Source organism: Ensifer sp. M14, assembly GCF_003355565.1.
GTDB lineage: Bacteria > Pseudomonadota > Alphaproteobacteria > Rhizobiales > Rhizobiaceae > Ensifer.
This window is the reverse complement of sequence record NZ_QJNR01000004.1, coordinates 334,698-354,300: the sequence shown is the minus strand read 5'-3', so window position 1 is coordinate 354,300 and position 19,603 is coordinate 334,698. Positions and strand designations below refer to the sequence as shown.

Sequence of the window (19,603 nt, the reverse complement as noted above, 5' to 3'; positions counted from 1 at the left end):
CCGTCTGTAAAGCGCGGCATCGGCTCAAAGCCTGCGCGCGATCCGCTCGTCAGGCGTGAAGGTGATAGATCTTGTTGACGATGACCCATCGTCCGTCGATCTTGACCAGCGACAGATAGTCGGAGAAGCGTTCGCCGGCGAAGCTGTCGATCACCTTGACCGTTGCCGCATCGCCGGCAATGTCGGTCATCTCCACGTCCATCTGCGGCTGGGTGCCGGGCGGCGCGGCCCCCTGGTCCAGCACCGCCTTGATGAAGCCGTCGCGCGTCATCCATTCGAGCGCGCCTCTGTAATTGCCGATGATCGCCGCATCCGGGTGAAACGCCTTGCGCAACGCACCCTCGTTGGCAAAAGCCATGCCGTCGACATAGAGATGCACCACCGCGCTGATCGCCTGCTCGTCGGACATTCCTGCTCCTCCGCAATTGTTGGTCTCGACAGGAGAGGTAGTGCGTCCGGCGGAAAATTCGATGGGACGATGCCCCGCCTCGGCAAGGAGACGGGGCATGCGCGTTCAACGATTGGTGAGCACCAGCGATGCCTCGCTGTAGCGTTTGCCGGCAACGAGCGCCGGTGAGAGCGCATCGCCCAACCGGGCGCGTTCGTCGACGGTGAGAACGATATCGGCCGCCGCCGCATTCTGTTCCAGGTGGTTGAGCTTTCTGGCGCCGGGGATGGGCACGATGAAGTCACCCTGGTTGATCACCCAGGCGAGCGCCAGTTGCGCAGCGGTCACGCCTTTTTCGCGCGCGAGCGTCTCCAGCGTGTCGACGAGGGCGGCGTTGGCGCCCAGGTTCTCCGCCTGGAAGCGTGGCAGCGAACGGCGGAAATCGTCGGCGGCCAGATCGTCCGCCTTGCGAATCGTGCCCGTCAGCATGCCGCGCCCGAGCGGGCTATAGGGCACGAAGCCGATGCCGAGCTCGTGGCAGGTCGCCAGCACGTCCTCTTCCGGGTCGCGAGACCAGAGCGAATATTCGCTCTGGACCGCTGCGATCGGATGCACCTTGTGGGCACGGCGGATCGTTTCGGCGCTTGCCTCGGAAAGGCCGAGCGCTCGCACTTTGCCCTGGCGCACCAGGTCGGCCATGGCGCCGACGGTGTCCTCGATCGGAACCTCGGGGTCGACGCGGTGCTGGTAGTAGAGATCGATCACATCGATCCCCAGTCTTTTCAACGAGGCATCGGCCACGGCCCTGGCGTTTTCCGGCCGGCCGTCGATGCCCTTGATCGCCTCGGCCGCGGGTTTGCCGGGCGCAATGCGGAAGCCGAATTTTGTGGCGATCGTTACCTTGTCGCGCAAGGGTTTGAGCGCCCGGCCGACAAGCTTTTCATTCTCATAGGGGCCATAGACTTCGGCGGTGTCGAAGAAGGTGACGCCAAGGTCGACGGCGCGCTGCAGCGTGCGGATCGATTCCGCCTCGTCGGCGCCGCCATAGGCAAAGCTCATGCCCATGCAGCCAAGGCCGATGGCCGAGACGGTGAGTTCACTCCCGAGTTTGCGGGTCTTCATGTCATATCCTTTCGGGGGATGGGCGGCGATGCGGACGGGCCAGGTGGCGTGCGACGGCATCGAAGCAAAAGGCATCGTCGGTGGGTGGCATCGCCGGCTTGAAACGGTTTCCTGCATGCCGCTCTTCCCGGTACCGCGGGGCCGCGACGATAGGGAGAGGATAAAGCTTGCGCGTGCGTGTGAAAATCTCTGTCAATTCTCACGGGCTGTTCTAATATTTGGATCAATGAATCGAACCCAGCTTTCCCAACTTGCCGTTCTCGCCGCTGTTGCCGCCCATGGCAGTTTTCGGGGCGCCGCCCGTGAGCTTGCAATCGCGCCTTCGGCGGTGAGCCATGCGGTTGGCAGTCTGGAGGCGAGCCTGGGCGTCCGGCTTCTGGCGCGCACCACCCGCAGCGTCGCGCCGACCGAGGAGGGGCGACGGCTGCTGGAGCGGCTGGCACCGGCGCTCGACGAGATCGCCCACGCGCTAGAGGCCGTGGCCGATACGCGTGACCGCCCGGCCGGCAATCTGCGCATCACGGCGCCGCGGTTTGCCGCCGATCTTATCCTGGCGCCGCGGCTTGGCGAATTTCTCGATCGCTACCCGGACATCGTGCTGGAGATCGCCAACGAAGACGGCTTCACCGATATCGTCGAGGAGGGATACGACGCCGGCATCCGGCTCGGCGAAAGCCTCGAGGCCGACATGATCGCCGTCAAGGTCGGCCCGGAACTCGAAAGCGCGGTTGTCGCATCGCCCGATTATTTCGCGCGTTTCGGCCGTCCCTCGCACCCGCGCGACCTTGTCGGCCACCGCTGCATCCGGAGGCGTTTTTCCAATGGTACGCTCTATCGGTGGGAGTTCGAGAATGCGGGCGAAGAGCTGACGGTTTCCGTCGAAGGGCCGCTGATCCTCGGCGAAGACAGGCCGATCATCAAGGCGGCGATGGGGGGCGCAGGGCTTGCCTACCTCTTCCTGTCGCGGGTCGAAACGGCGATCACCGAAGGGCAGCTGATCCGCGTGCTCGACGACTGGTGCGCGCCCTATGCCGGGCCGTTTCTCTATTATCCGAGCAGACGGCAGATGCGCCCGGCGCTTCGTGCCTTCATCGACTTCTTCAGATACGCCGGATAGGGCTGACCTTCAGGTGAAGGTACCGAAGTTCAGCTTGTAGCGCACATGTTCGTCGGTCGCCGAGTAGCGGTCGTAGAGGCGGCGCGCCACGGCATTGTCGCGTTCGGTGTACCAATAGAGCCTGTCCCAGTCCGACGCCTGGCAGAGTGCGATCAGATCGTCGATCATGGCGCTGGCGATGCCTTTCCCGCGCGCCGACGGATCGACATAGAGATCCTCGATGTAACAGATCGGCCGTCGGAAGAACGTCGCCAGCTGCTCCTGGCAGATGGCGAACCCGACCGGTTCCCCGTCGAGGATCGCCAGCCGGGCAAAGAGCGGCGCAGCGGGATCGATCAGCCGGCCCCAGGTCAGTCTGATGATATCCTCCGCCAGTTCCGTGCCCGAGAAAGCGACGTAGCCGGCCCACAGGCGGCGCCAGTGCGTTTCGTCGCTGGCGGTCGCCGCCCGTATGCTCAATGCCATGGCTTTCGTCTTGCCCCTGTTATTCGCTGACGTCGTTGAGCTTGCGCATAGCCTCGTCGTTCAACGTCAGCTCCGCCGAGCGGATGAGGCTCGTCAACTGGTCGAGATTGGTGGCGCTGGCGATGGGAGCGGTGATGCCCTTGCGATTTCGGACCCAGGCGAGTGCGATCTCGGCCTGCGTCGCTCCGGTTTCCTCGGCAAGCTCGTCGAGAACGCCGAGAATGCGCATGCCGCGGCCATCGAGATACTTTTCGACACCTGAGCCGCGCACTGAGCCTTCCAGGTCCTTGTGGGTGCGGTATTTGCCCGAGAGGAACCCGCGCGCCAGACCGAAATAGCTGATGACGCCGATTTCTTCGCTGACGCAGAGATCGCGCACCGGCCCGTCGAAACTGTCGCGGTCGTAGAGATTGTATTCCGGCTGCAGCACTGCATAGCGTGGCAGGCCGCCATTGGCGGCGACATCAAGCGCTTCGCGCAGTTGCAGCGAGTTGAGGTTCGAAGCGCCGACGGCGCGCACCTTGCCGTCTGACAGCAGCTGATCGTAGGCGGCGAGCGTTTCTTCGTAAGGGGTTTCGGGATCGGGCCAGTGCGACAGGTAAAGGTCGATATAGTCCGTCTGCAGCCGCTGCAACGAATCTTCGACCGCCTGCAGGATCCATCGGCGCGACAGCCCCTTGCGGTCCGGGCCAAGTTCGGAGCCGACCTTGGTGACGATCACCGCCTGGTCGCGGCTGCGGCCGGACTGTTTCAGCCATTTTCCGATGATCGTCTCGGATTCGCCGCCCTGGTTTCCTGGCGCCCAGGAGGAATAGATGTCGGCGGTGTCGATGGCATTGAGGCCGGCATCGAAGAAGGTATCGAGAAGGGCGAAGGAGGTCTTTTCGTCCGCCGTCCAGCCGAAGACGTTGCCGCCGAAGACGAGCGGCGCAATGGAGAGGTCGGTTCGGCCAAGTCTGCGTTTTTCCATGGTTTCGCTCCATTGGACTGGATGAAAGCAAGTGCGCGATCGGGAGGATTGCCGGCAGGAACATAAGGCAAGCGAACAAAGTTTGTCACCTGTCGCCGGTCTTTTTTATCGCGTGTCGCCGCTTGATAGGTACGTACCTCGCAGCTACTCTCCGGCGCTTAATCAGGGAGCCCCGCCATGTTTCGTTTCGGAATTCTGTCCACGGCCAAGATCGGCCGCGATCTCGTCGTGCCCGCCATCCAGGACGCCGAGAACTGCGTCGTTTCGGCGGTCGCCAGCCGCGACCTTGCAAAGGCGCGCGCGATGGCTGACCGCTTTTCCGCGCCGCATGCCTTCGGCTCCTACGAGGAGATGCTCGCCTCCGACACGATCGATGCGGTCTATATCCCGCTGCCGACGTCGCAGCATGTGGAGTGGACGATCAAGGCCGCCAATGCCGGCAAGCATGTCCTCTGCGAAAAGCCGATCGCGCTTCGGGCATCCGAGATCGATCAGCTGATTGCCGCGCGCGACCGCAACAGGGTGCTGATCGCAGAAGCCTTCATGGTCACCTACAGCCCCGTCTGGCGCAAGGTCCGCTCGCTGATCGAAGAAGGGGCGATCGGCCGGCTGCGGCACGTCCAGGGTGCCTTCACCTACTTCAACCGCGACCCCGGCAACATGCGCAACATTCCCGAGCTCGGAGGCGGCGGCCTGCCGGATATCGGCGTCTACCCAACGATCACCACGCGCTTCGTCACGGGCAAGGAGCCGCTGCGCGTACAGGCCAGCACCGATCGCGATCCGGAATTCGGCACCGACATTTATTCGAGCGTGCGCGCCGATTTCGGTGATTTCGAATTGAGCTTTTATATCTCCACCCAGCTTGCCGCCCGCCAGGTCATGGTTTTTCACGGCGACAAGGGTTTTATCGAGGTGAAGTCGCCGTTCAATGCCGATCGCTATGGCCGCGAGGAAGTGGAACTCACCAACCAGAACCACGCCCAGTCCCAGCTTTTCCGCTTCCAGGACGCGCGCCAGTACAAGCTGCAGGCCGAAGCATTCGCGCGCGCTGCAACGGGAGAGCAGGAGGAGGTGGTGACGCTCGAAAACTCCAGGCTCAACCAGAAGCTCATCGACGCGATCTACCGCGCCAGCGAAAAGGACGGTTGGGAAGAGATCTGAGCCGGCTAATGAAAGAAAAGCCCGCCGGCACGGGGCCGGCGGGCTTTTCTCATTTTTGTCAGATCAGAGATCAGGCAAGCGCCGCGCGCTCCCTCGAAAAGCCCTTCAGCTTGAAGAACAGGAAATCTGCGACACCGATAATGCCGACGATGACAAGACCGATGCCGATGGGTGTCAGCGAGGCATAGGCGGTCGCAAGCAGAGCAAGGCTCGCGACCTGCCACAGGATGTCGCCGCCGATGCTGACCCGTGCGGCAGCTGATACCGGGCCGCCGTTGCGGGCGGCCGAGAGGTGGAAGATCCCCCAGGCCAGGAGCCCGACGCCGATCAGCTTCATCATCACCGGTGTGGCGAAGGGACCGATGAGGGCGGCGAGCTGGGCTGCACCGAGGATGAGAACCGCGCCGGACAGGAGCGAAAAAGCGCCATCGGCGAGGAAGGTCTTGTTGAGCAGGCTGCGGTTGGAAAGGTTCAGCATGTCAGGCTCCATTGGTTTGTCGATATCGGGATGGTGCCGTCTCGCGATCATCAAACCAATTACGTCTGAGGTAATGGAGGACTTACCCCGGGGTAAGGGAATCCATTTACCTCTGAGGTTATGGATTTTACGCAGCGCCTGCGCCAATCTGCCGGCGCAACGGAGGTCTGCATCGATGGAATTCGGCAATCACCTGAAGGAATGGCGCGGGCATCGTCGCATGAGCCAGCTTGATCTGGCAGTCGCTGCCGGCATCTCGACGCGGCACCTCTCGTTCCTCGAGACAGGCCGCTCGAGGCCATCGGAAGGCATGATCCTGCGGCTGGCCTCGGTGCTCGACATTCCTGCCCGCGACCAGGGCACGCTGTTTTCGGCCGCCGGCTTCCGTCCGCGCATGACGACGCGCCCGGCGTCCGGGCTCGATACCATGCCGCCGGCCGTCGCCAATGCCATCCGGCTCATCCTTGCCCGCCATGATCCCTATCCGGGCCTGGTGCTCGATCACGAATACACGCTGCTGATCGTCAATCCCGCATTGGCAGCACTCGCCGTCTCCGCCGATGTGCCCTTCAACCCCGGCCAGAACTTTCTCGATGCCTTTCTCTCCTCGGAGAATGTCCGCTCCCTTGTCGTCAACTGGGAGGCTGCGGCCGCCGATCTTGTCCAGCGCGTGCGCACGGAAGCCTGGCTTCAGGGGCCGAGGAGCCGTCTTGGCAAGAGGCTGGAGAGACTTGCGGCCGATCCCGCCGTCAAGCGGGCGGTCGAAAACTATCCGGATACCGATCGGCTGCCGGTCTTGCCGGTCGAGTTGCGGGTTGGGCCGGTGACCTTGAGCTTCATCACCACCCTCCAGACCTTCGGTTCGACGCAGGACGCCCTGGTGGAAGGTGTTCTGATCGAATCCTTCTTCCCGGCCGATGAGGAAACGAAAAACTTCTTCGAAAGAAAGGGCTGAACGAGCCTAGCGGTCGTGTGGCAATCCGACAGCGATGGCGCCGCACAATGCGAGCGCAATACCCATGTTGTAGCCGCCGATCGCCGCCGCGACTTCGCACCAGTCTCCGGCGGCACTGGACAGGACGCAGAGCGCGCCGGCGACGAGCAGGCAGGTGCGGGGCGAGCGCAGGCCGGCTGCTAGCAGTCCGAGCACGAACGAGGAGGCGATGATCATCATGACACGTGCGTCGCCATCAGGAGTTGATGATGATCATGCCGCCGATGATCAGTACGGCACCGGCGGCATAACGCAGCGTCAGCGTTTCGCCGAGGAAGACGGCGGCAAGCAGGGGTACGATGCAGAAGGTCATAGCCATGAACGAATAGGCAACGGTCAGTGGTACCGACTTGATGGTGAAGATCCAGATGATCGTGCCGATACCGTAGACGACAAGGGCCGTCAGCAGTGTCGGGGTGAACAGGAGCGCCAGCAGGCCTTGCGCGTCGGCGCGCCCCGTCTTGGCGCTCGTCAGCTTGAAGAGGATCTGTCCGGCCGAGATCAGAACTGGCGTGAAGAACAGGCCGAACCAGACAGCGGGGGCGAGATTGAGGTTCATAGCTCAGCGCCTTGCATCGGCTAGATCCTGTCTTCGCAGTAGAAGATGTCCCGGCCGATATCGATGCACTCGTGCCGTGCCGGCACGGGGTGCATCGCGCGCAGGAAGGAGTGGGTGTAGGGGAAGAAATTGAAGTGGGGATTGAAAGTGTAGCGATATTCCCGTTCGCGCGGGACGACGATTATCAGCCGTTGCCGGGTGATGCGCCGCAGTTCGGCGATCGCCTTGCGATAGTCGAGAATGTGCTCGATGACATGCGTGCAAACGACAGTATCGAATTCACCGTCATCGAAGGGAAGCTCTTCGATCATCGCCGCGACGTATTCCACGCCCTCGATCTGGGCCGCGTCGTCAATGGCGAAGTCGACGCCCGCCAGTCGCTGCAAATCGGGATTGGCACCTCGGATGTGCTTCAGCAGCACACCGGTGCCGCAACCGACGTCGCATACGGATGAGCCGCGCACTTCGGCGGCAATCTTGCGAACGCAGGCTTCGGAATTATCCGTGCCTTTGTGAACGCGCGGATGCTTTCTGTAGAGCTGCTCGTATTCCGAAGCCGTGAGGAAAGGGGCGCGTTCGCGAAACCGCGCGAGATGGGCGATATGCTCGCCCCAAGCAAGGCTCGCCACGCCCTTGAACAGCCGAGAATCTCTCAGAAACGGCGGCAGAATGTCTTCGAGGACGAAGCGTATGCGGTTGGTCGTTTCACGGTTCATCGGCAGTCGTTCCATGTCTCTCGTGAGCTTAAGCGGCGTCGGATCCACGGCGGTGGGCACGGCGTTGCGGGGCGGCAGCTTTTTCACCGGTAGTCTCCCGCGCGGATCGCCGGTCAGTCGCCGTGTAATGAAGGCGCAGTTGCTCGGTTCGTGCCCGGGAAACAGAATCAAGGATCAGCCCGGCGGTAAACATCATGATCGACGTCAACAGCAGCACCATGGAAAGCACCCAGGTCGGCATGCGGGGAACGAGGCCCGTGTGGAAATACTCGATCAGCACCGGCGTCATGAACGTCAAGCTCGCAGCCATGAACGCGAGACTTATCAGGCCGAAGAAGGTGAAGGGCCGTGTTTCCTTCATCAGCATCGCGAACATCCAGAGGATCTTGGCGCCGTCGCGGAAGGTGGAGAGCTTGGAATGGGAGCCTTCGGGACGCCTGCCATAGTCGAGCTCTAGCTCGTTGACCGGCAGTTTCAACCGCGAGGCATGCACCGACATCTCGGTTTCGATCTCGAAACCGGCCGAAATCGCCGGAAAGCTCTTCACGAACCGTCGCGAGAACACGCGATAACCGGAAAAGATATCGCTGAAATCCGTGCCGAAGATCGAACGGTAGAGGAAATTGAACAGCGTGTTTCCGAAAGCGTGGCCTTGCCTGCCGGCATCGTTGCGAATGTTGCGGCGTGTGCCGACAACCATGTCCGCCTGCTCGGTGATGAGGGTTCGGATCAGGTCTTCCGCGTCTGCCGGCGAGTAGGTGCCGTCGCCATCCGCCATCAGATAGATATCCGCGTCGATGTCGGCAAACATCCGCCGAACGACGTGGCCCTTGCCCTGTCTCCTCTCGCGAACGACTGTCGCACCGGCGAGCATGGCCTGCAGCGCAGTTCCGTCCGTCGAGTTATTGTCGAAGACATGAATGCTCGCCGTCGGCAGTGCGGCTTTGAATTCTCGCACGACGCGACCGATGGTCGAGGCTTCGTTGTAGCAGGGCAGTAGGACAGCAATGCTTAAGGATTCAAACATAGGGCGGCTCGTTTTCGAGAGTATCGAGACATGATAGGCGTTGCCGGTTAACAACACGCCAAGGTGGGCCGACGCCCGTAGCACCAGCCATTCAGCCTGACTTTACCGTTCTTTGATCATGTCCGCGTAGGCTCATGATTACACAGGGGCCAAGGCAGATGCTGGATAGAATTGCGATACGTCAGGAACCGGAAGCAGCGAGCGCAGAAAAGCGGTTCTGGTCGAGCTTGCGGTGGATGACACTGTTTTATGGCATGCCCGTCGTTTTGGTTTTGATTACCCGGTTCTTCCGTGCTGCCGATTACGTCGGCCAGGACAATGACGACGTGATGCGACTGGTTCAGGTGCGTGACCTCCTCAACGGTCAAGGCTGGTACGACCTTGTTCAGCTTCGTCTCGGTCTGGAAGGCGGCACGCAGATGCACTGGTCGCGCCTGATCGACCTGCCGATCGCCGGACTGATATCCTTGTTCAGGCCGGTCTTCGAACCTGGCAGTGCCGAGGTGCTGGCCCTTGCGATCTGGCCGATCTTTCTTGCCATTCCCTTGCTGGTCGCCATGGGCCTCGCTGGCCGTCGAATCAGCGGGACGCAATGCATGCATTTCTGCTTCGTCCTGACGGCGATCTTTGTGGTCACCGGCAACCGATTTCTCGGCGGAGCGATCGATCACCACAACGTGCAGCTAGTCCTTGCTGCAGCGATGGCCGCGATGCTGGTGGACATGCAGTATCGTGTCCGCAGCTACGCGCTTGCCGGCGCAGCCGCCGCGTTGGCGATTGCCATCGGCGCGGAAACGACGCCGCTCGTGGCGATCGTATGCGCTATCGTTGCTTTGCAGTGGGCTCATTTAGGGCGTGACGTCGCTCGCGCCACCATCGCTTTCGGCTTTTCGCTCGCCGCCACTTTGAGTGTTATGTTCTTTCTCACGGTGCCGCCTTACCTCTATCGCGCAGTAACCTGCGACAATCTCTCGATCGCCTTTTACTCCCTGGCGCTTGTCGGCGGAGCGGTGCTGGCTGCGTCTGCAGCATTTGCAAGCGGTCGCGGCAAACCCACCCGGTTCGGCGCATTGGCGGCGAGTGCCTGTTGCGTCCTCATGGTCGCCCTCGTTGTCGCCCCCCAATGCCTTGGCAATCCCCTTGCCGGCCTCGACCCGCTGTTGGTGGAACTCTGGCTTGACAATGTCACCGAGGCGCAATCCTTTTCGACAGTGCTGGCACAGCAGCCTGAAACCATCGGCACCTATTATTTCTGCGGCGCTTTCGCATCGCTCGTTTGTGCCTGGCGCATCTGGCAGGGTGATAGGGTCAGGTTGCACCTCATTCTCTTTGCTCTTGTCGCTTCCAACCTTGCCATTGCCCTGGTCCAGGTCCGGGCGATGGTGTTTTCCAACCTTCTGGCGATCTTGCCGCTGTCGCTTCTGCTTGTCGATCTGCGCACCCGGTCGCAGGGCGGAAGCCGGGGGGTGGGGGCGTCGCTCGCCTATGTGCTCGTCCTGATTTTGTCCGTGCCAACGGTCTGGGCAGTTGGCGGTACCCTTGCAAGCAACGGTCTTGCCGCTCTGGAGACACGGCAAGTGTCCAATACGCAACGCTGCCTGACGCCATCAGCTCTTTCCGACATCGAGGGCCTTCCGGCATCCACGATCGTCGGCCCTTCGGACATCGGCGCTTCCATCCTCCGATACACGAACCACCATGTCTTGGCCGCACCCTACCACCGCAATGCCGATGGCATGCTGATGGAGCTGAAGATCGGACTGGCGCCGCTCTTCAATGCCAAAGCGATGCTGAGCAAGCTGCATGATCCGATACTCGCATTTTGCGCAAACGATTTTCAGACGGATATGATCGCCAAACGAGAGCCGCAAGGCCTCTACGGGCAGCTTGCCGCCGGCAGTGTGCCGGACTTTCTGACGCCGCTACCGGTCTCCCCGCGCTCCAGCATCCTGCTCTACGCGCTCAAGCCATAATTGCGCAGCAAGAAACCGGTAGAAAGCTTCACCTGTTTGCTGACCTTGCGCCCCAGGTCGTCTACAAATGCGCAATGAGCTCCATCTTCGACAACGATTCTCCGAGCAACCTCGCCGAATACTCGGTCTCCGAGCTTTCCGGCTCGATCAAGCGCACGGTCGAGCAGGCCTTCGATCAGGTCCGTGTGCGCGGCGAAATCTCGGGCTATCGCGGGCCGCATTCTTCGGGGCACGCCTATTTCGCGCTCAAGGACGACCGGGCGCGTATCGATGCGGTGATATGGAAGGGCACGTTCTCGCGCCTGCGCTTCCGGCCGGAAGAGGGCATGGAAGTGATCGCCACCGGTAAGGTCACGACCTTCCCCGGTTCGTCGAAATACCAGATCGTCATAGAGACGCTGGAGCCGGCCGGTGCCGGCGCGCTGATGGCACTGCTCGAAGAGCGCAAGCGCAAGCTCGGCGCCGAGGGCCTGTTCGCCGCAGCGCGCAAGCGGCCGCTGCCCTATATGCCCAGGGTGATCGGCGTGGTGACCTCGCCGACCGGCGCCGTCATACGCGATATTCTCCACCGCATCGCCGACCGGTTTCCGGTCCACGTGGTCGTGTGGCCGGTCAGGGTCCAGGGCGAAGGATCTGGAGACGAAGTGGCAGCCGCCATTCGCGGCTTCAACGAATGTGAACCCGGAGGACCGATTGCCCGGCCTGATGTCCTGATCGTCGCGCGCGGTGGCGGCAGTCTCGAAGACCTCTGGGGTTTCAACGACGAGGCGGTCGTGCGCGCTGCAGCCGCGTCCGTCATCCCCTTGATCTCGGCCGTCGGCCACGAGACCGACTGGACGCTGATCGACTATGCGGCAGACCAGCGGGCACCGACGCCAACGGGGGCGGCGGAAATGGCCGTGCCGGTCAAGGCCGATCTGGAGGCGGAGGTTTCCGGCCTTTCGGCGCGGCTGAAAGCCGGCGTCGTCAGGCAGATGGAAAACCGCCGTCAGGCGGTGCGGTCTCTTGCCCGCGCGCTGCCGTCGCTAGACCAGTTGCTGGCGCTGCCGCGCCGCCGTTTTGATGAAGCCGCTCTCGGCCTCGGGCGCGGGCTGATGATGAACACCGTAAACAAGCGCCGGCTGTTCGAGCGCGCTTCGGCCGAACTGCGGCCGGATCTGCTCAAGGCAAGGCTCGGCGATCGCCGGCAGCGGATCAACGATGCGATGAGCCGTGCGGACCGGGTCGTCGAACGGCAGGTCCACCGGGGGCAGTCGCGCGTGTCGGCTGCGGATGCCTCGTTGCGCGGACTACCGTCGCGCCTGCTCGCCCAGATCCACCGCTCGAACGATCGTGTCGCCGGTCTCGCCGCCCGCTCCGACGCAGCGATCCGCACGGATATCCGCCGGTTGACGGGCGTCATCGCTGCGCAGGACCGCATCCTGCAATCGTTGTCCTATCGCAACGTGCTGCAGCGCGGCTTCGCGCTGGTGCGCGACGGTGAGGGCGGTCCGGTACGCCAGGCCGCAGCGGTCTTGCCAGGCATGGCGCTGTCGCTCGAATTTGCGGACGGCAGTGTTTCGGCGATCGCCGGTGAAGGCGGTGAGCCCCCGGCCCAGGCGGCCGCCAGGAAGAAGCAGCCGAAACCCGGCAATCCCGGCGGCGATCCGCCGAAACAGGGGGACCTGTTCTAGAGGGACGTATCCGGAACAATGCTTGAAGGACGCTCGTGCCGTGCATAGCGATATCGGATTGCACAAGCGGTCCGTTGCGTACCGATCCACTTGGGCATGCCTGGCTTCATCTGCCTGTTGCCGAAGCGGCATACTGCCGACCGGCAGCGGCATTCATGAGAACGGACATCCGATATGGTCGAACGCGCCAGGATCATCTTCATTCATGGGGCGTCCAGTAGCGGAAAATCCACGCTGGCGCGTGCGGTCCAGGCACAGCTCAACGAGCCGTTCTGGCATGTCTCGATCGATCATCTTCGCGACTCGGGCATGGTACCGATGGAACGGTTCCGGCGCGGCGACTTTCGCTGGAAGGAATATCGGGCCCGTTTCTTCGATGGATTCCACCGCTCGCTGGTCGCCTACGCTGCGGCCGGCAATAATCTCCTGCTGGAACACATTCTCGAAGAGCCACAATGGGCGTCTGACCTGGCGGTGATGCTGCAGCCATTCGACGTCTTCTTTGTCGGGCTTCACTGCGAGCTCGACGAACTCGTCCGACGGGAAACGCTGCGCGCGGACAGGCCGATCGGTAGTGCCGCAGACGATTTCCACCGGATCCACGAGGGGCAGCGCTACGACCTTGAGCTTTCTTCGGGGCAGGCTGTTGAAGCGAACGCTGCGCAACTGATGTCCGCCTGGGTGTCGCGCCGCGCGCCATCCGTTTTCGAGGAACTTGCGCTGCAAGCACGGGTGACGCGCATCGACCGGTCTCGCTGACGGGCAGGGCTTGCCCGGATCTGCTTACACCCGAAACGCCGTGCCTTGCCGACGTCGGCTTTCCTCCGTGAAGAAGCGCGGTTCTTTGCGAGCGGAGCGAATATGGTTGCAACGGGCTGATTTTTTACAGCATTTGTTCTGCGATCGTTTCGACGCCAGGTCTTATTCCATAGGGAACAATGGATGCGCATTCTGCTCGTGCTTGCCCACCCGCTTGAAGACAGCTTTGCCGCAAGCGTCGCCCGCGAAGCGAATGAGGCGCTCGTCGCCGGTGGTCATTCCGTCGATCTGCTCGACCTTTATCGGGAGGATTTCGATCCGAGGCTGAGCAAGGCGGAGCGTGGCAGCTATTTCACCGACAGCTACGACGCCAGCCTGACGGCCGGCCTGATCGCGCGGCTGCAGGCAGCCGATGGGATCGTTCTGGTCTTTCCGCAATGGTGGTTCAATTTCCCGGCGATCCTGAAGGGCTTCTTCGATCGCGTCTTCGTGCCGGGCGTCGCCTTCGACAATGATCCGGCAGGCGGCCGCATCATCCCGCGGCTGAAGAACATCAAGCTGTTCTGGGCGCTGACGACGACGGGATCGCCCTGGTGGGTGGTGCATCTCTATATGGGTAATCCCGTGCGCCGGCTGTTGAAACGCGGCATTGCCGCCTTCTGCGCCAAGGGTCTCGATTTCCGCATGCTCAGCCTGCACGACATGGACCGGGCAACCGACGATAAGCGCAAGGCACATCTGGCCCGCGTGCGCCGGCTGGCAGCAAGCATCTGAGTCGGCCTGTTCCCCCGGTCTATTCGCCCGCTCTATTCGAAAGCCGCGAGATACTTGCGCAACAGCGCGTCGAGGTTGGCCCGCTCCTCGGGCGACAGCTCGGCAACGACCCGGTGTTGGTTGGCCACATGGGCGGTCGCGGCCTCGTCGACGCGTTTCAGCCCCTCCTCGGTCAGGGCGATGATCACGCCGCGCCGGTCATCGGGATTGTCGAGCCGCTCCACCAGGCCCGCTTTCTCCAGCTGGTCGATCCGGTTGGTCATCGTGCCGGAGCTGACCATGGTGGTCGCCAGCAGGTCGCCGGGGGAAAGCCGGTAGGGCGGGCCGGAGCGGCGCAGCGTTGCGAGCACGTCGAAGCTCGATGAGGAAAGGCCGCGTTCGGCAAATGTCTTCTCGATCTCCCGGCCGATATGGGTCGACAATCGTCCGAGGCGGCCGAGAAGCCCCATGGCCGACACGTCGAGATCAGGCCGTTCCCGGTGCCATTGCGCCAATATCCTGTCGACACGATCCATAACAAATCCTCCGCCACGCCTGTTCCAGCTATAGAGTATCTTGACGTAGAGAGAAACTCTGTTATCGTCAATTTATCTTGATGTAGAGATTCTTGAGGTAAAGATATGATCGCGACCCGCAACCTCGACCTCGCTTTGACCGCGATCGCACCGGCGGTCTGGGGCAGTACCTATCTGGTTACGACCGAGTTGCTGCCGCCGGGATACCCACTGACGGTCGCCATGCTGCGCGCCCTGCCGGCGGGGCTGTTGCTCCTCCTCATCGTTCGCCGGCTGCCTTCCGGCATCTGGTGGCCGCGCACCTTCCTGCTCGGCGCGCTCAACTTCTCGTTCTTCTGGGCGATGCTGTTCGTCTCCGCCTATCGGTTACCGGGCGGCGTGGCCGCGACCGTCGGCGCGATCCAGCCTTTGATCGTCATTCTCCTGTCGCGCGTCTTTCTGGGGTCGCCGATCCGGGCGCTCAGCATCGTCGCCGGACTTGCCGGCATCGTCGGCGTCGGCCTGCTGGTGCTGACACCGGGCGCAACGCTTGATCCGCTCGGCGTCCTTGCCGGTCTTGCCGGTGCCGTATCCATGGCCTTCGGCACGGTTTTGAGCCGCCACTGGGCACCGCCGGTGCCGCCCTTGACCTTCACCGCCTGGCAGCTTGCCGCCGGCGGCGTGCTGCTGGTGCCGGTCGCGCTGTTCTTTGAGCCGGCGCTGCCGTCGTTGACTGTGGCGAACTACGGGGGCCTTGCCTATCTCGGCCTTGTTGGCGCTGCCTTCACCTATCTGCTCTGGTTCCGCGGGCTGTCGCGCCTTGAGCCTTCGGCCGTGGCGCCGCTCGGCTTCCTCAGCCCTGTTGTCGCCATCCTGCTCGGGTGGGGCGTGCTCGATGAGCGTCTGACGCCGGTCCAGGCACTCGGCATTCTGGTCGTACTCATCAGTGTCTGGCTAAGCCAGCGGGCGCAACTGGTGCCCCGGGTTCGGCCGGCCCGTGCATGAAAGGTCGAGCCTGCCACTGGACGGGCTCGTTCGAAAATTTGAGAAACATGGGGCCGCAACGCAGAGCGAGCGTTTCAGGAAAATGCGGCTGACCTATTGCTTTCGCGTACCGGCCGCTGCCTTTGCCGCGGCGGCTGTCAGACCGCGTGCGATCGGCGTGCGGATATCGGCCGCGGCCATGGCCTCAAGCCCGGCGGCGGTCGTGCCGGCGTAGTCGAGGAAAGCTTGTACGATTTCGGCGGGCGTCTGCTCGCTGTCGGCCATAAGTGCGCTGCCGCCGAGGAAGAGTTGGCGCACGGCCCGTTCGGCGATGCCACGCCCTATTCCTTTCGCCACGGCGTCGGAGATCATGGCATCGGCAAAGGCGGCGAGAAAGGCGGGGCCGGAGCCGGTCAGCGCCGTAAAATAGTCGAGCTCCGCCTCCGTCCCGATCCTTTGCGCTTGGCCGGATGCATTGAAGAAACGTTCGGCGAACACGCAATCCGCATCCGTTGCATCGGAGCTGGCAAGCCAGGGCGTGAAGGAGAGCCGCTTTTCGGCGGCAGCGTTCGGCATCGCCCGGATGATGCGGCGAGCCTTGAAGCGGGCGGCAAGGTCGTCAAGCGAAACCATCGCCATCACCGAAATGATGAGTTTGCCGGAGAGATCGAGCGTTATGGCGTCGAGATCCTGGGGGCGGACCGACAGCATCACCACATCCGCATCGCCAGCAAGCGCGGCATTGTCCTTCGTCTGGCGGACATCTGGCCAGGGCGCGAAGCCCGCCGCGGTGCCGCTGCGCGAGGAGACTGTCAGCGCCTCCCCGGCAATCACGCCATCGGCAAGGGCGGGCAAGAGCAGGGCCTTGCCCAGCCAGCCGCCGCCACCGATGACGCCAAGTCGCGTCAAGCCCACTCGCCCTGACGCATGACCGGCACGCGGCTGCCGTCGGCGCGCACGCCGTCGATGTCGACCTGGCCGGAGCCGATCATCCAGTCGATATGGATCAGGCTTGAATTGCCGCCCTGAGCGCGGATCTGCTCCGGGGTCAGTTTGGTGTCGTCGACGAAGCAACCCGAGTAGCACTGGCCGAGCGCGATATGGCACGAGGCATTTTCATCAAACAGCGTGTTGTAGAACAGGATACCGCTTGCCGAGATCGGCGAGGAATGCGGGACCAGCGCCACTTCGCCGAGCCGGCGCGCGCCTTCGTCAGTATCGAGCACCTTGTTCAGCACTTCCTCGCCACGCGACGCCTTCGCCTCGACGATGCGCCCGCCTTCGAAGCGGACCTGGATGTTATCGATCAGAGTGCCCTGATGCGACAGCGGCTTGGTGCTGGAGACAAAGCCTTCGACGCGCAGCGCATGCGGCGTGGTGAACACCTCTTCGGTCGGGATGTTCGGATTGCAGATAATGCCGTTTTTCGCTTCCGACGCGCCGCCGCACCAGAGATGGCCGTCAGCCAGGCCGACGACGAGATCGGTGCCGGGGCCGGTGAAATGCAGCGAGGCGAAGCGTTCGCCGTTCAGCCAGGCGGAGCGGCGCGCCAGGTTGGCATTGTGTGCGTTCCAGGCAGCAACCGGATCGTCGAGGTCGACGCGTGAGGCGGCAAAGATGGCATTGGCCAGTTTTTCCACCGCGATCGGCTCGGGATCGTTCGGGAACACCAGCCGCGCCCAGGAGGGATTGGGATAGGAGACGATGTTCCAGTTGATGTCGAAGTTCGAGATCTTTTCGAGCGCCGGTTTGTAGGCGATTGAATTGGCCTTGTTGGCGCGCGCGACCTTGCTCGGGTCCTGGGCCGACAGCATCATCGGGTTGTCGCCGGAGATGGCGAGGCGTGCCGCACCGCCGGCAAAGGCCTTGGCCATGCCTTCGTAAAGCCAGTCGCTGGCCCGGTCGAAGCTTTCGTCGGGCGCATAGGCATAGCGCGCCAGCGTCGTTTCCTCGTCGGAATAGAAGGTCGTCACCAGGCCGGCGCCGGCCTTGTAGGCATGTTTGGTGATGTCGCGCACCAGCGGCATGGCGGCGATCGGCGCCGTCATCACCAGGTCCTGGCCCTTCTCAAGCTGCAGGCCGACCTTGATGGCGACTTCCGCGAGCTTGTCGAGTTTGACCGGATCGATCGGGGTGGGGGTGTTGGCGGGATAGGTCATGATCTGCCTGTCGTTATGAAATCGGACGAACGAGACTTAGTGCTGTTTGCGGCGAAAATGAAGGCTGGCGGTTGCAAACCTCAGTTGCGGGCCGCCGCCGCACGCATTCTGGCGACATTGCTGTCGTGGACTTCCTCATAGGGCTCGAAATAGAGGATCGAACCGGTAGCGATCTCGTCGGCGGCAAAGTCCTTGAGCGGCCCGATCGGGATTCCCTCCGCGGCCGCTTCCATCAAGCGTTCGAGGTAGCGTCGGTTCGCATCGATGAGCGTGCCGTCGTAGCCGCCGGCGGAGATGCGGTCGCGGTCGCCATGGCTCGGCAGGATGTGGGCGATCGGCAAGAGCCGCAGCCGCTTCAGTTCGTCAATGTGCGTGGCGACGTGCGCGGCCTCGGCGATGAAGGTGGCGCAGTCTTCGACGGTGTCGCCGGCCAGGAGCAGCTTTTCCTCAGGCAGCCAGAGGACGTTGCCGTCGGCGCTGTGAATGGCGAAGTGGTGCAGTTCCACCGTCCGCTGCCCGACTTTCAGGTCGAGCCTTCCTTCGAACAGGCAGGTGGGCATGACGAGGGGGTGGATCGGCGGCGTCGCCGTTTCGATTTTTCCGCGGTTCTCGGCAAGCCGTTCTGCCGTCAACGCCAGTGCGATGATCTCGCAATCGGCAAAAACGGCGTTTCCGGCGACGTGGTCCTTGTGCCAATGGCTGAGCACGACCCGGATCGAGGTGACGCCGAGGCCTTCGAGGTGAGCGCGAATGGCTTGCGCATGGGGCAGGGAGATGTGGGTGTCGTAGACGAGTGCCTCGCCGCCGTCGACAATGGCATAGGACGCGACACCGAGCGCATAGGCGCCGTCGTCCAGCCAGTTCGGTCCCTCCGAATGCAGCCGTGTCCCGGCAATCCGCCCGTCGTAATAGGCAAAGATGCCGGGATAAGGCTGTAGTATCGTCAGGGTCGACGTCATATCAGGCACGGGCACTTCGCCTCCAGAAGGTTTGCATCCGTCATAGGACGGCGCGCGCCGAAAAAGAAGGGCCGGTGAGGCACGCGCTCTATTGCGCGCGCAGCAGATAGGCGTCGTGCTGCTTCAGGAAGACCATCAGGCGCTCGCCGTAGTCAGCGGCCACGGCCTTCCTGACACTCGGGCGTTCCGTCAGGGCCTGCCGCCAGGCGGAAACGTGGGTAAGCCCATTGAAAATCCTGTGGTCGGCCAGCGTGTCGAAAAGATCGAAGTAACGGAAGATCGGCGCAAAGACCGCATCCACCAGCGAGAAGTCGTTTCCGGCGAAATAAGGGCCGTCGCCGAGCACGGCTTCGACCGTCGCGAACTTTGCCGCGACCGCCTGGCGCTTCTGCTCGAAGGTTTCGGCGTCCCCGGTGGTCTCGAAGCCCCAGAGGTCCGACAGGATCGAGGAGCCGTATTCCATCCAGCCACGGTGGCGCGCCCGTTCGAGCGCGTCGGTCGGGTGCAGCCTGGCGCCGGCCTGGGTTTCCTCGAGATATTCACAGATCACCGAGCTTTCGAACAGCGCGGCTTCACCGGTGTCCTGGGGGATCTGCAGCAAAGGCACCTTGCCGAGCGGCGAAATCTTCAGAAACCAGTCCGGCTTGGCGGCGAGATCGATGTTGATGCGATCGAAGGCGACATTCTTCTCGGCAAGGGCGATTGCAGCCCGCTGCACATAGGGGCAGAGGTGATGGCTGATCAGGGTGAGGGCACTCGTCATGGGCGATCTCCTGGGTTGGTCAAGTAGATGCATTTGCATGTATGTGCGCTTGCCAATGATTTCAA

General features: G+C 62.8%; 22 protein-coding genes. 8 read left to right on the top strand and 14 right to left on the bottom strand.

Annotated features, from left to right (window positions below; translation table 11 throughout):
* Positions 1 to 49: 49 nt before the first annotated feature.
* Together BLJAPNOD_RS01840 and BLJAPNOD_RS01835 are read right to left on the bottom strand one after the other, a co-directional pair.
* The gene (locus BLJAPNOD_RS01840) at positions 50 to 409 is read right to left on the bottom strand and encodes a nuclear transport factor 2 family protein (RefSeq protein ID WP_077503120.1); all 360 of its coding nucleotides are present in this window, start codon (positions 407 to 409) and stop codon (positions 50 to 52) included.
* A 105-nt stretch (positions 410 to 514) separates the two neighbouring features.
* Positions 515 to 1,510, bottom strand: coding sequence for an aldo/keto reductase (locus BLJAPNOD_RS01835; RefSeq protein ID WP_115421093.1), 996 nt, complete (start codon positions 1,508 to 1,510; stop codon positions 515 to 517).
* Positions 1,511 to 1,736: 226 nt separating this feature from the next.
* Between BLJAPNOD_RS01835 and BLJAPNOD_RS01830 the strand changes: the two genes are divergently transcribed.
* Complete coding sequence (locus BLJAPNOD_RS01830) at positions 1,737 to 2,627, top strand: LysR family transcriptional regulator (protein WP_115418719.1); 891 nt, start codon at positions 1,737 to 1,739, stop codon at positions 2,625 to 2,627.
* A gap of 9 nt (positions 2,628 to 2,636) precedes the next feature.
* Here BLJAPNOD_RS01830 and BLJAPNOD_RS01825 read toward each other — a convergent pair whose 3' ends face one another.
* Positions 2,637 to 3,092, bottom strand: a complete 456-nt coding sequence (locus BLJAPNOD_RS01825) for a GNAT family N-acetyltransferase (RefSeq protein WP_077503118.1) — start codon at positions 3,090 to 3,092, stop codon at positions 2,637 to 2,639.
* A 19-nt stretch (positions 3,093 to 3,111) separates the two neighbouring features.
* Positions 3,112 to 4,062, bottom strand: coding sequence for an aldo/keto reductase (locus BLJAPNOD_RS01820; RefSeq protein WP_115418718.1), 951 nt, complete (start codon positions 4,060 to 4,062; stop codon positions 3,112 to 3,114).
* A gap of 177 nt (positions 4,063 to 4,239) precedes the next feature.
* Here BLJAPNOD_RS01820 and BLJAPNOD_RS01815 point away from each other — a divergent pair, with 177 nt between their 5' ends.
* Positions 4,240 to 5,226: a Gfo/Idh/MocA family oxidoreductase gene (locus BLJAPNOD_RS01815; protein WP_115418717.1), complete on the top strand. Its 987-nt coding sequence runs from the start codon at positions 4,240 to 4,242 to the stop codon at positions 5,224 to 5,226.
* 70 nt (positions 5,227 to 5,296) lie between these two features.
* On the opposite strand, the gene BLJAPNOD_RS01810 is transcribed toward BLJAPNOD_RS01815, so the two are convergent.
* Positions 5,297 to 5,704 carry a hypothetical protein gene (locus tag BLJAPNOD_RS01810; protein WP_077503184.1) on the bottom strand — a complete coding sequence of 136 codons (408 nt, stop codon included), beginning with the start codon at positions 5,702 to 5,704 and terminating at the stop codon, positions 5,297 to 5,299.
* A 175-nt stretch (positions 5,705 to 5,879) separates the two neighbouring features.
* Here BLJAPNOD_RS01810 and BLJAPNOD_RS01805 point away from each other — a divergent pair, with 175 nt between their 5' ends.
* Entirely contained in the window at positions 5,880 to 6,659 is a 780-nt protein-coding gene (locus BLJAPNOD_RS01805) for a helix-turn-helix transcriptional regulator (RefSeq protein WP_115418716.1), read from the top strand.
* 6 nt (positions 6,660 to 6,665) lie between these two features.
* On the opposite strand, the gene BLJAPNOD_RS01800 is transcribed toward BLJAPNOD_RS01805, so the two are convergent.
* Genes BLJAPNOD_RS01800 through BLJAPNOD_RS01785 form a run of 4 tightly spaced genes read right to left on the bottom strand, consistent with a single transcriptional unit; the run spans position 6,666 to position 9,000 of the window.
* Positions 6,666 to 6,878, bottom strand: a complete 213-nt coding sequence (locus tag BLJAPNOD_RS01800; protein ID WP_115418715.1) for a hypothetical protein — start codon at positions 6,876 to 6,878, stop codon at positions 6,666 to 6,668.
* A gap of 16 nt (positions 6,879 to 6,894) precedes the next feature.
* Positions 6,895 to 7,257, bottom strand: a complete 363-nt coding sequence (locus BLJAPNOD_RS01795) for a transporter (protein ID WP_115418714.1) — start codon at positions 7,255 to 7,257, stop codon at positions 6,895 to 6,897.
* A gap of 20 nt (positions 7,258 to 7,277) precedes the next feature.
* Positions 7,278 to 7,973, bottom strand: a complete 696-nt coding sequence (locus tag BLJAPNOD_RS01790; protein ID WP_115421092.1) for a class I SAM-dependent methyltransferase — start codon at positions 7,971 to 7,973, stop codon at positions 7,278 to 7,280.
* 28 nt (positions 7,974 to 8,001) lie between these two features.
* The gene (locus BLJAPNOD_RS01785; RefSeq protein ID WP_115418713.1) at positions 8,002 to 9,000 is read right to left on the bottom strand and encodes a glycosyltransferase; all 999 of its coding nucleotides are present in this window, start codon (positions 8,998 to 9,000) and stop codon (positions 8,002 to 8,004) included.
* A gap of 236 nt (positions 9,001 to 9,236) precedes the next feature.
* Between BLJAPNOD_RS01785 and BLJAPNOD_RS01780 the strand changes: the two genes are divergently transcribed.
* The 4 genes from BLJAPNOD_RS01780 to BLJAPNOD_RS01765 all read left to right on the top strand — a co-directional run bounded on the left by BLJAPNOD_RS01780 (position 9,237) and on the right by BLJAPNOD_RS01765 (position 14,179).
* The gene (locus BLJAPNOD_RS01780) at positions 9,237 to 10,973 is read left to right on the top strand and encodes a hypothetical protein (RefSeq protein ID WP_244610863.1); all 1,737 of its coding nucleotides are present in this window, start codon (positions 9,237 to 9,239) and stop codon (positions 10,971 to 10,973) included.
* A 74-nt stretch (positions 10,974 to 11,047) separates the two neighbouring features.
* A complete protein-coding gene (gene xseA / locus BLJAPNOD_RS01775; protein ID WP_115418711.1) occupies positions 11,048 to 12,646 on the top strand; it encodes an exodeoxyribonuclease VII large subunit in 1,599 nt (532 codons plus the stop codon).
* A 174-nt stretch (positions 12,647 to 12,820) separates the two neighbouring features.
* On the top strand, positions 12,821 to 13,405 hold the full coding sequence (locus tag BLJAPNOD_RS01770) for an AAA family ATPase (protein ID WP_115418710.1): 585 nt from the start codon (positions 12,821 to 12,823) through the stop codon (positions 13,403 to 13,405).
* Positions 13,406 to 13,588: 183 nt separating this feature from the next.
* Complete coding sequence (locus BLJAPNOD_RS01765) at positions 13,589 to 14,179, top strand: NAD(P)H-dependent oxidoreductase (RefSeq protein WP_115418709.1); 591 nt, start codon at positions 13,589 to 13,591, stop codon at positions 14,177 to 14,179.
* A gap of 32 nt (positions 14,180 to 14,211) precedes the next feature.
* Here the strand turns inward: BLJAPNOD_RS01765 and BLJAPNOD_RS01760 are convergent, their stop codons facing one another.
* Positions 14,212 to 14,694, bottom strand: coding sequence for a MarR family transcriptional regulator (locus tag BLJAPNOD_RS01760; protein ID WP_115418708.1), 483 nt, complete (start codon positions 14,692 to 14,694; stop codon positions 14,212 to 14,214).
* A gap of 108 nt (positions 14,695 to 14,802) precedes the next feature.
* Here BLJAPNOD_RS01760 and BLJAPNOD_RS01755 point away from each other — a divergent pair, with 108 nt between their 5' ends.
* Positions 14,803 to 15,678 carry an EamA family transporter gene (locus tag BLJAPNOD_RS01755; protein ID WP_115421091.1) on the top strand — a complete coding sequence of 292 codons (876 nt, stop codon included), beginning with the start codon at positions 14,803 to 14,805 and terminating at the stop codon, positions 15,676 to 15,678.
* A gap of 93 nt (positions 15,679 to 15,771) precedes the next feature.
* Here BLJAPNOD_RS01755 and BLJAPNOD_RS01750 read toward each other — a convergent pair whose 3' ends face one another.
* From BLJAPNOD_RS01750 to BLJAPNOD_RS01735, 4 genes are all read right to left on the bottom strand, one after another.
* Entirely contained in the window at positions 15,772 to 16,566 is a 795-nt protein-coding gene (locus BLJAPNOD_RS01750; RefSeq protein WP_158556093.1) for a pyrroline-5-carboxylate reductase dimerization domain-containing protein, read from the bottom strand.
* Positions 16,563 to 17,816: an aminopeptidase gene (locus BLJAPNOD_RS01745; protein ID WP_115418706.1), complete on the bottom strand. Its 1,254-nt coding sequence runs from the start codon at positions 17,814 to 17,816 to the stop codon at positions 16,563 to 16,565. Before BLJAPNOD_RS01745 ends, BLJAPNOD_RS01750 begins: the two co-directional genes overlap by 4 nt.
* Before the next feature lie 80 nt (positions 17,817 to 17,896).
* Positions 17,897 to 18,775, bottom strand: coding sequence for an MBL fold metallo-hydrolase (locus tag BLJAPNOD_RS01740; RefSeq protein WP_199565975.1), 879 nt, complete (start codon positions 18,773 to 18,775; stop codon positions 17,897 to 17,899).
* An 88-nt stretch (positions 18,776 to 18,863) separates the two neighbouring features.
* Positions 18,864 to 19,538, bottom strand: coding sequence for a glutathione S-transferase family protein (locus BLJAPNOD_RS01735; RefSeq protein WP_115418704.1), 675 nt, complete (start codon positions 19,536 to 19,538; stop codon positions 18,864 to 18,866).
* Between the last annotated feature and the right edge of the window lie 65 nt (positions 19,539 to 19,603).

What these genes read in the sequence shown, in the direction of transcription:
- BLJAPNOD_RS01840 (WP_077503120.1), bottom strand. Translation starts at nt 409, where the DNA reads ATGTCCGACGAGCAGGCGATCAGCGCGGTGGTGCATCTCTATGTCGAC.
- BLJAPNOD_RS01835 (WP_115421093.1), bottom strand. Translation starts at nt 1,510, where the DNA reads ATGAAGACCCGCAAACTCGGGAGTGAACTCACCGTCTCGGCCATCGGC.
- BLJAPNOD_RS01830 (WP_115418719.1), top strand. Translation starts at nt 1,737, where the DNA reads ATGAATCGAACCCAGCTTTCCCAACTTGCCGTTCTCGCCGCTGTTGCC.
- BLJAPNOD_RS01825 (WP_077503118.1), bottom strand. Translation starts at nt 3,092, where the DNA reads ATGGCATTGAGCATACGGGCGGCGACCGCCAGCGACGAAACGCACTGG.
- BLJAPNOD_RS01820 (WP_115418718.1), bottom strand. Translation starts at nt 4,062, where the DNA reads ATGGAAAAACGCAGACTTGGCCGAACCGACCTCTCCATTGCGCCGCTC.
- BLJAPNOD_RS01815 (WP_115418717.1), top strand. Translation starts at nt 4,240, where the DNA reads ATGTTTCGTTTCGGAATTCTGTCCACGGCCAAGATCGGCCGCGATCTC.
- BLJAPNOD_RS01810 (WP_077503184.1), bottom strand. Translation starts at nt 5,704, where the DNA reads ATGCTGAACCTTTCCAACCGCAGCCTGCTCAACAAGACCTTCCTCGCC.
- BLJAPNOD_RS01805 (WP_115418716.1), top strand. Translation starts at nt 5,880, where the DNA reads ATGGAATTCGGCAATCACCTGAAGGAATGGCGCGGGCATCGTCGCATG.
- BLJAPNOD_RS01800 (WP_115418715.1), bottom strand. Translation starts at nt 6,878, where the DNA reads ATGATGATCATCGCCTCCTCGTTCGTGCTCGGACTGCTAGCAGCCGGC.
- BLJAPNOD_RS01795 (WP_115418714.1), bottom strand. Translation starts at nt 7,257, where the DNA reads ATGAACCTCAATCTCGCCCCCGCTGTCTGGTTCGGCCTGTTCTTCACG.
- BLJAPNOD_RS01790 (WP_115421092.1), bottom strand. Translation starts at nt 7,973, where the DNA reads ATGAACCGTGAAACGACCAACCGCATACGCTTCGTCCTCGAAGACATT.
- BLJAPNOD_RS01785 (WP_115418713.1), bottom strand. Translation starts at nt 9,000, where the DNA reads ATGTTTGAATCCTTAAGCATTGCTGTCCTACTGCCCTGCTACAACGAA.
- BLJAPNOD_RS01780 (WP_244610863.1), top strand. Translation starts at nt 9,237, where the DNA reads ATGACACTGTTTTATGGCATGCCCGTCGTTTTGGTTTTGATTACCCGG.
- xseA (WP_115418711.1), top strand. Translation starts at nt 11,048, where the DNA reads ATGAGCTCCATCTTCGACAACGATTCTCCGAGCAACCTCGCCGAATAC.
- BLJAPNOD_RS01770 (WP_115418710.1), top strand. Translation starts at nt 12,821, where the DNA reads ATGGTCGAACGCGCCAGGATCATCTTCATTCATGGGGCGTCCAGTAGC.
- BLJAPNOD_RS01765 (WP_115418709.1), top strand. Translation starts at nt 13,589, where the DNA reads ATGCGCATTCTGCTCGTGCTTGCCCACCCGCTTGAAGACAGCTTTGCC.
- BLJAPNOD_RS01760 (WP_115418708.1), bottom strand. Translation starts at nt 14,694, where the DNA reads ATGGATCGTGTCGACAGGATATTGGCGCAATGGCACCGGGAACGGCCT.
- BLJAPNOD_RS01745 (WP_115418706.1), bottom strand. Translation starts at nt 17,816, where the DNA reads ATGACCTATCCCGCCAACACCCCCACCCCGATCGATCCGGTCAAACTC.
- BLJAPNOD_RS01740 (WP_199565975.1), bottom strand. Translation starts at nt 18,775, where the DNA reads ATGACGTCGACCCTGACGATACTACAGCCTTATCCCGGCATCTTTGCC.
- BLJAPNOD_RS01735 (WP_115418704.1), bottom strand. Translation starts at nt 19,538, where the DNA reads ATGACGAGTGCCCTCACCCTGATCAGCCATCACCTCTGCCCCTATGTG.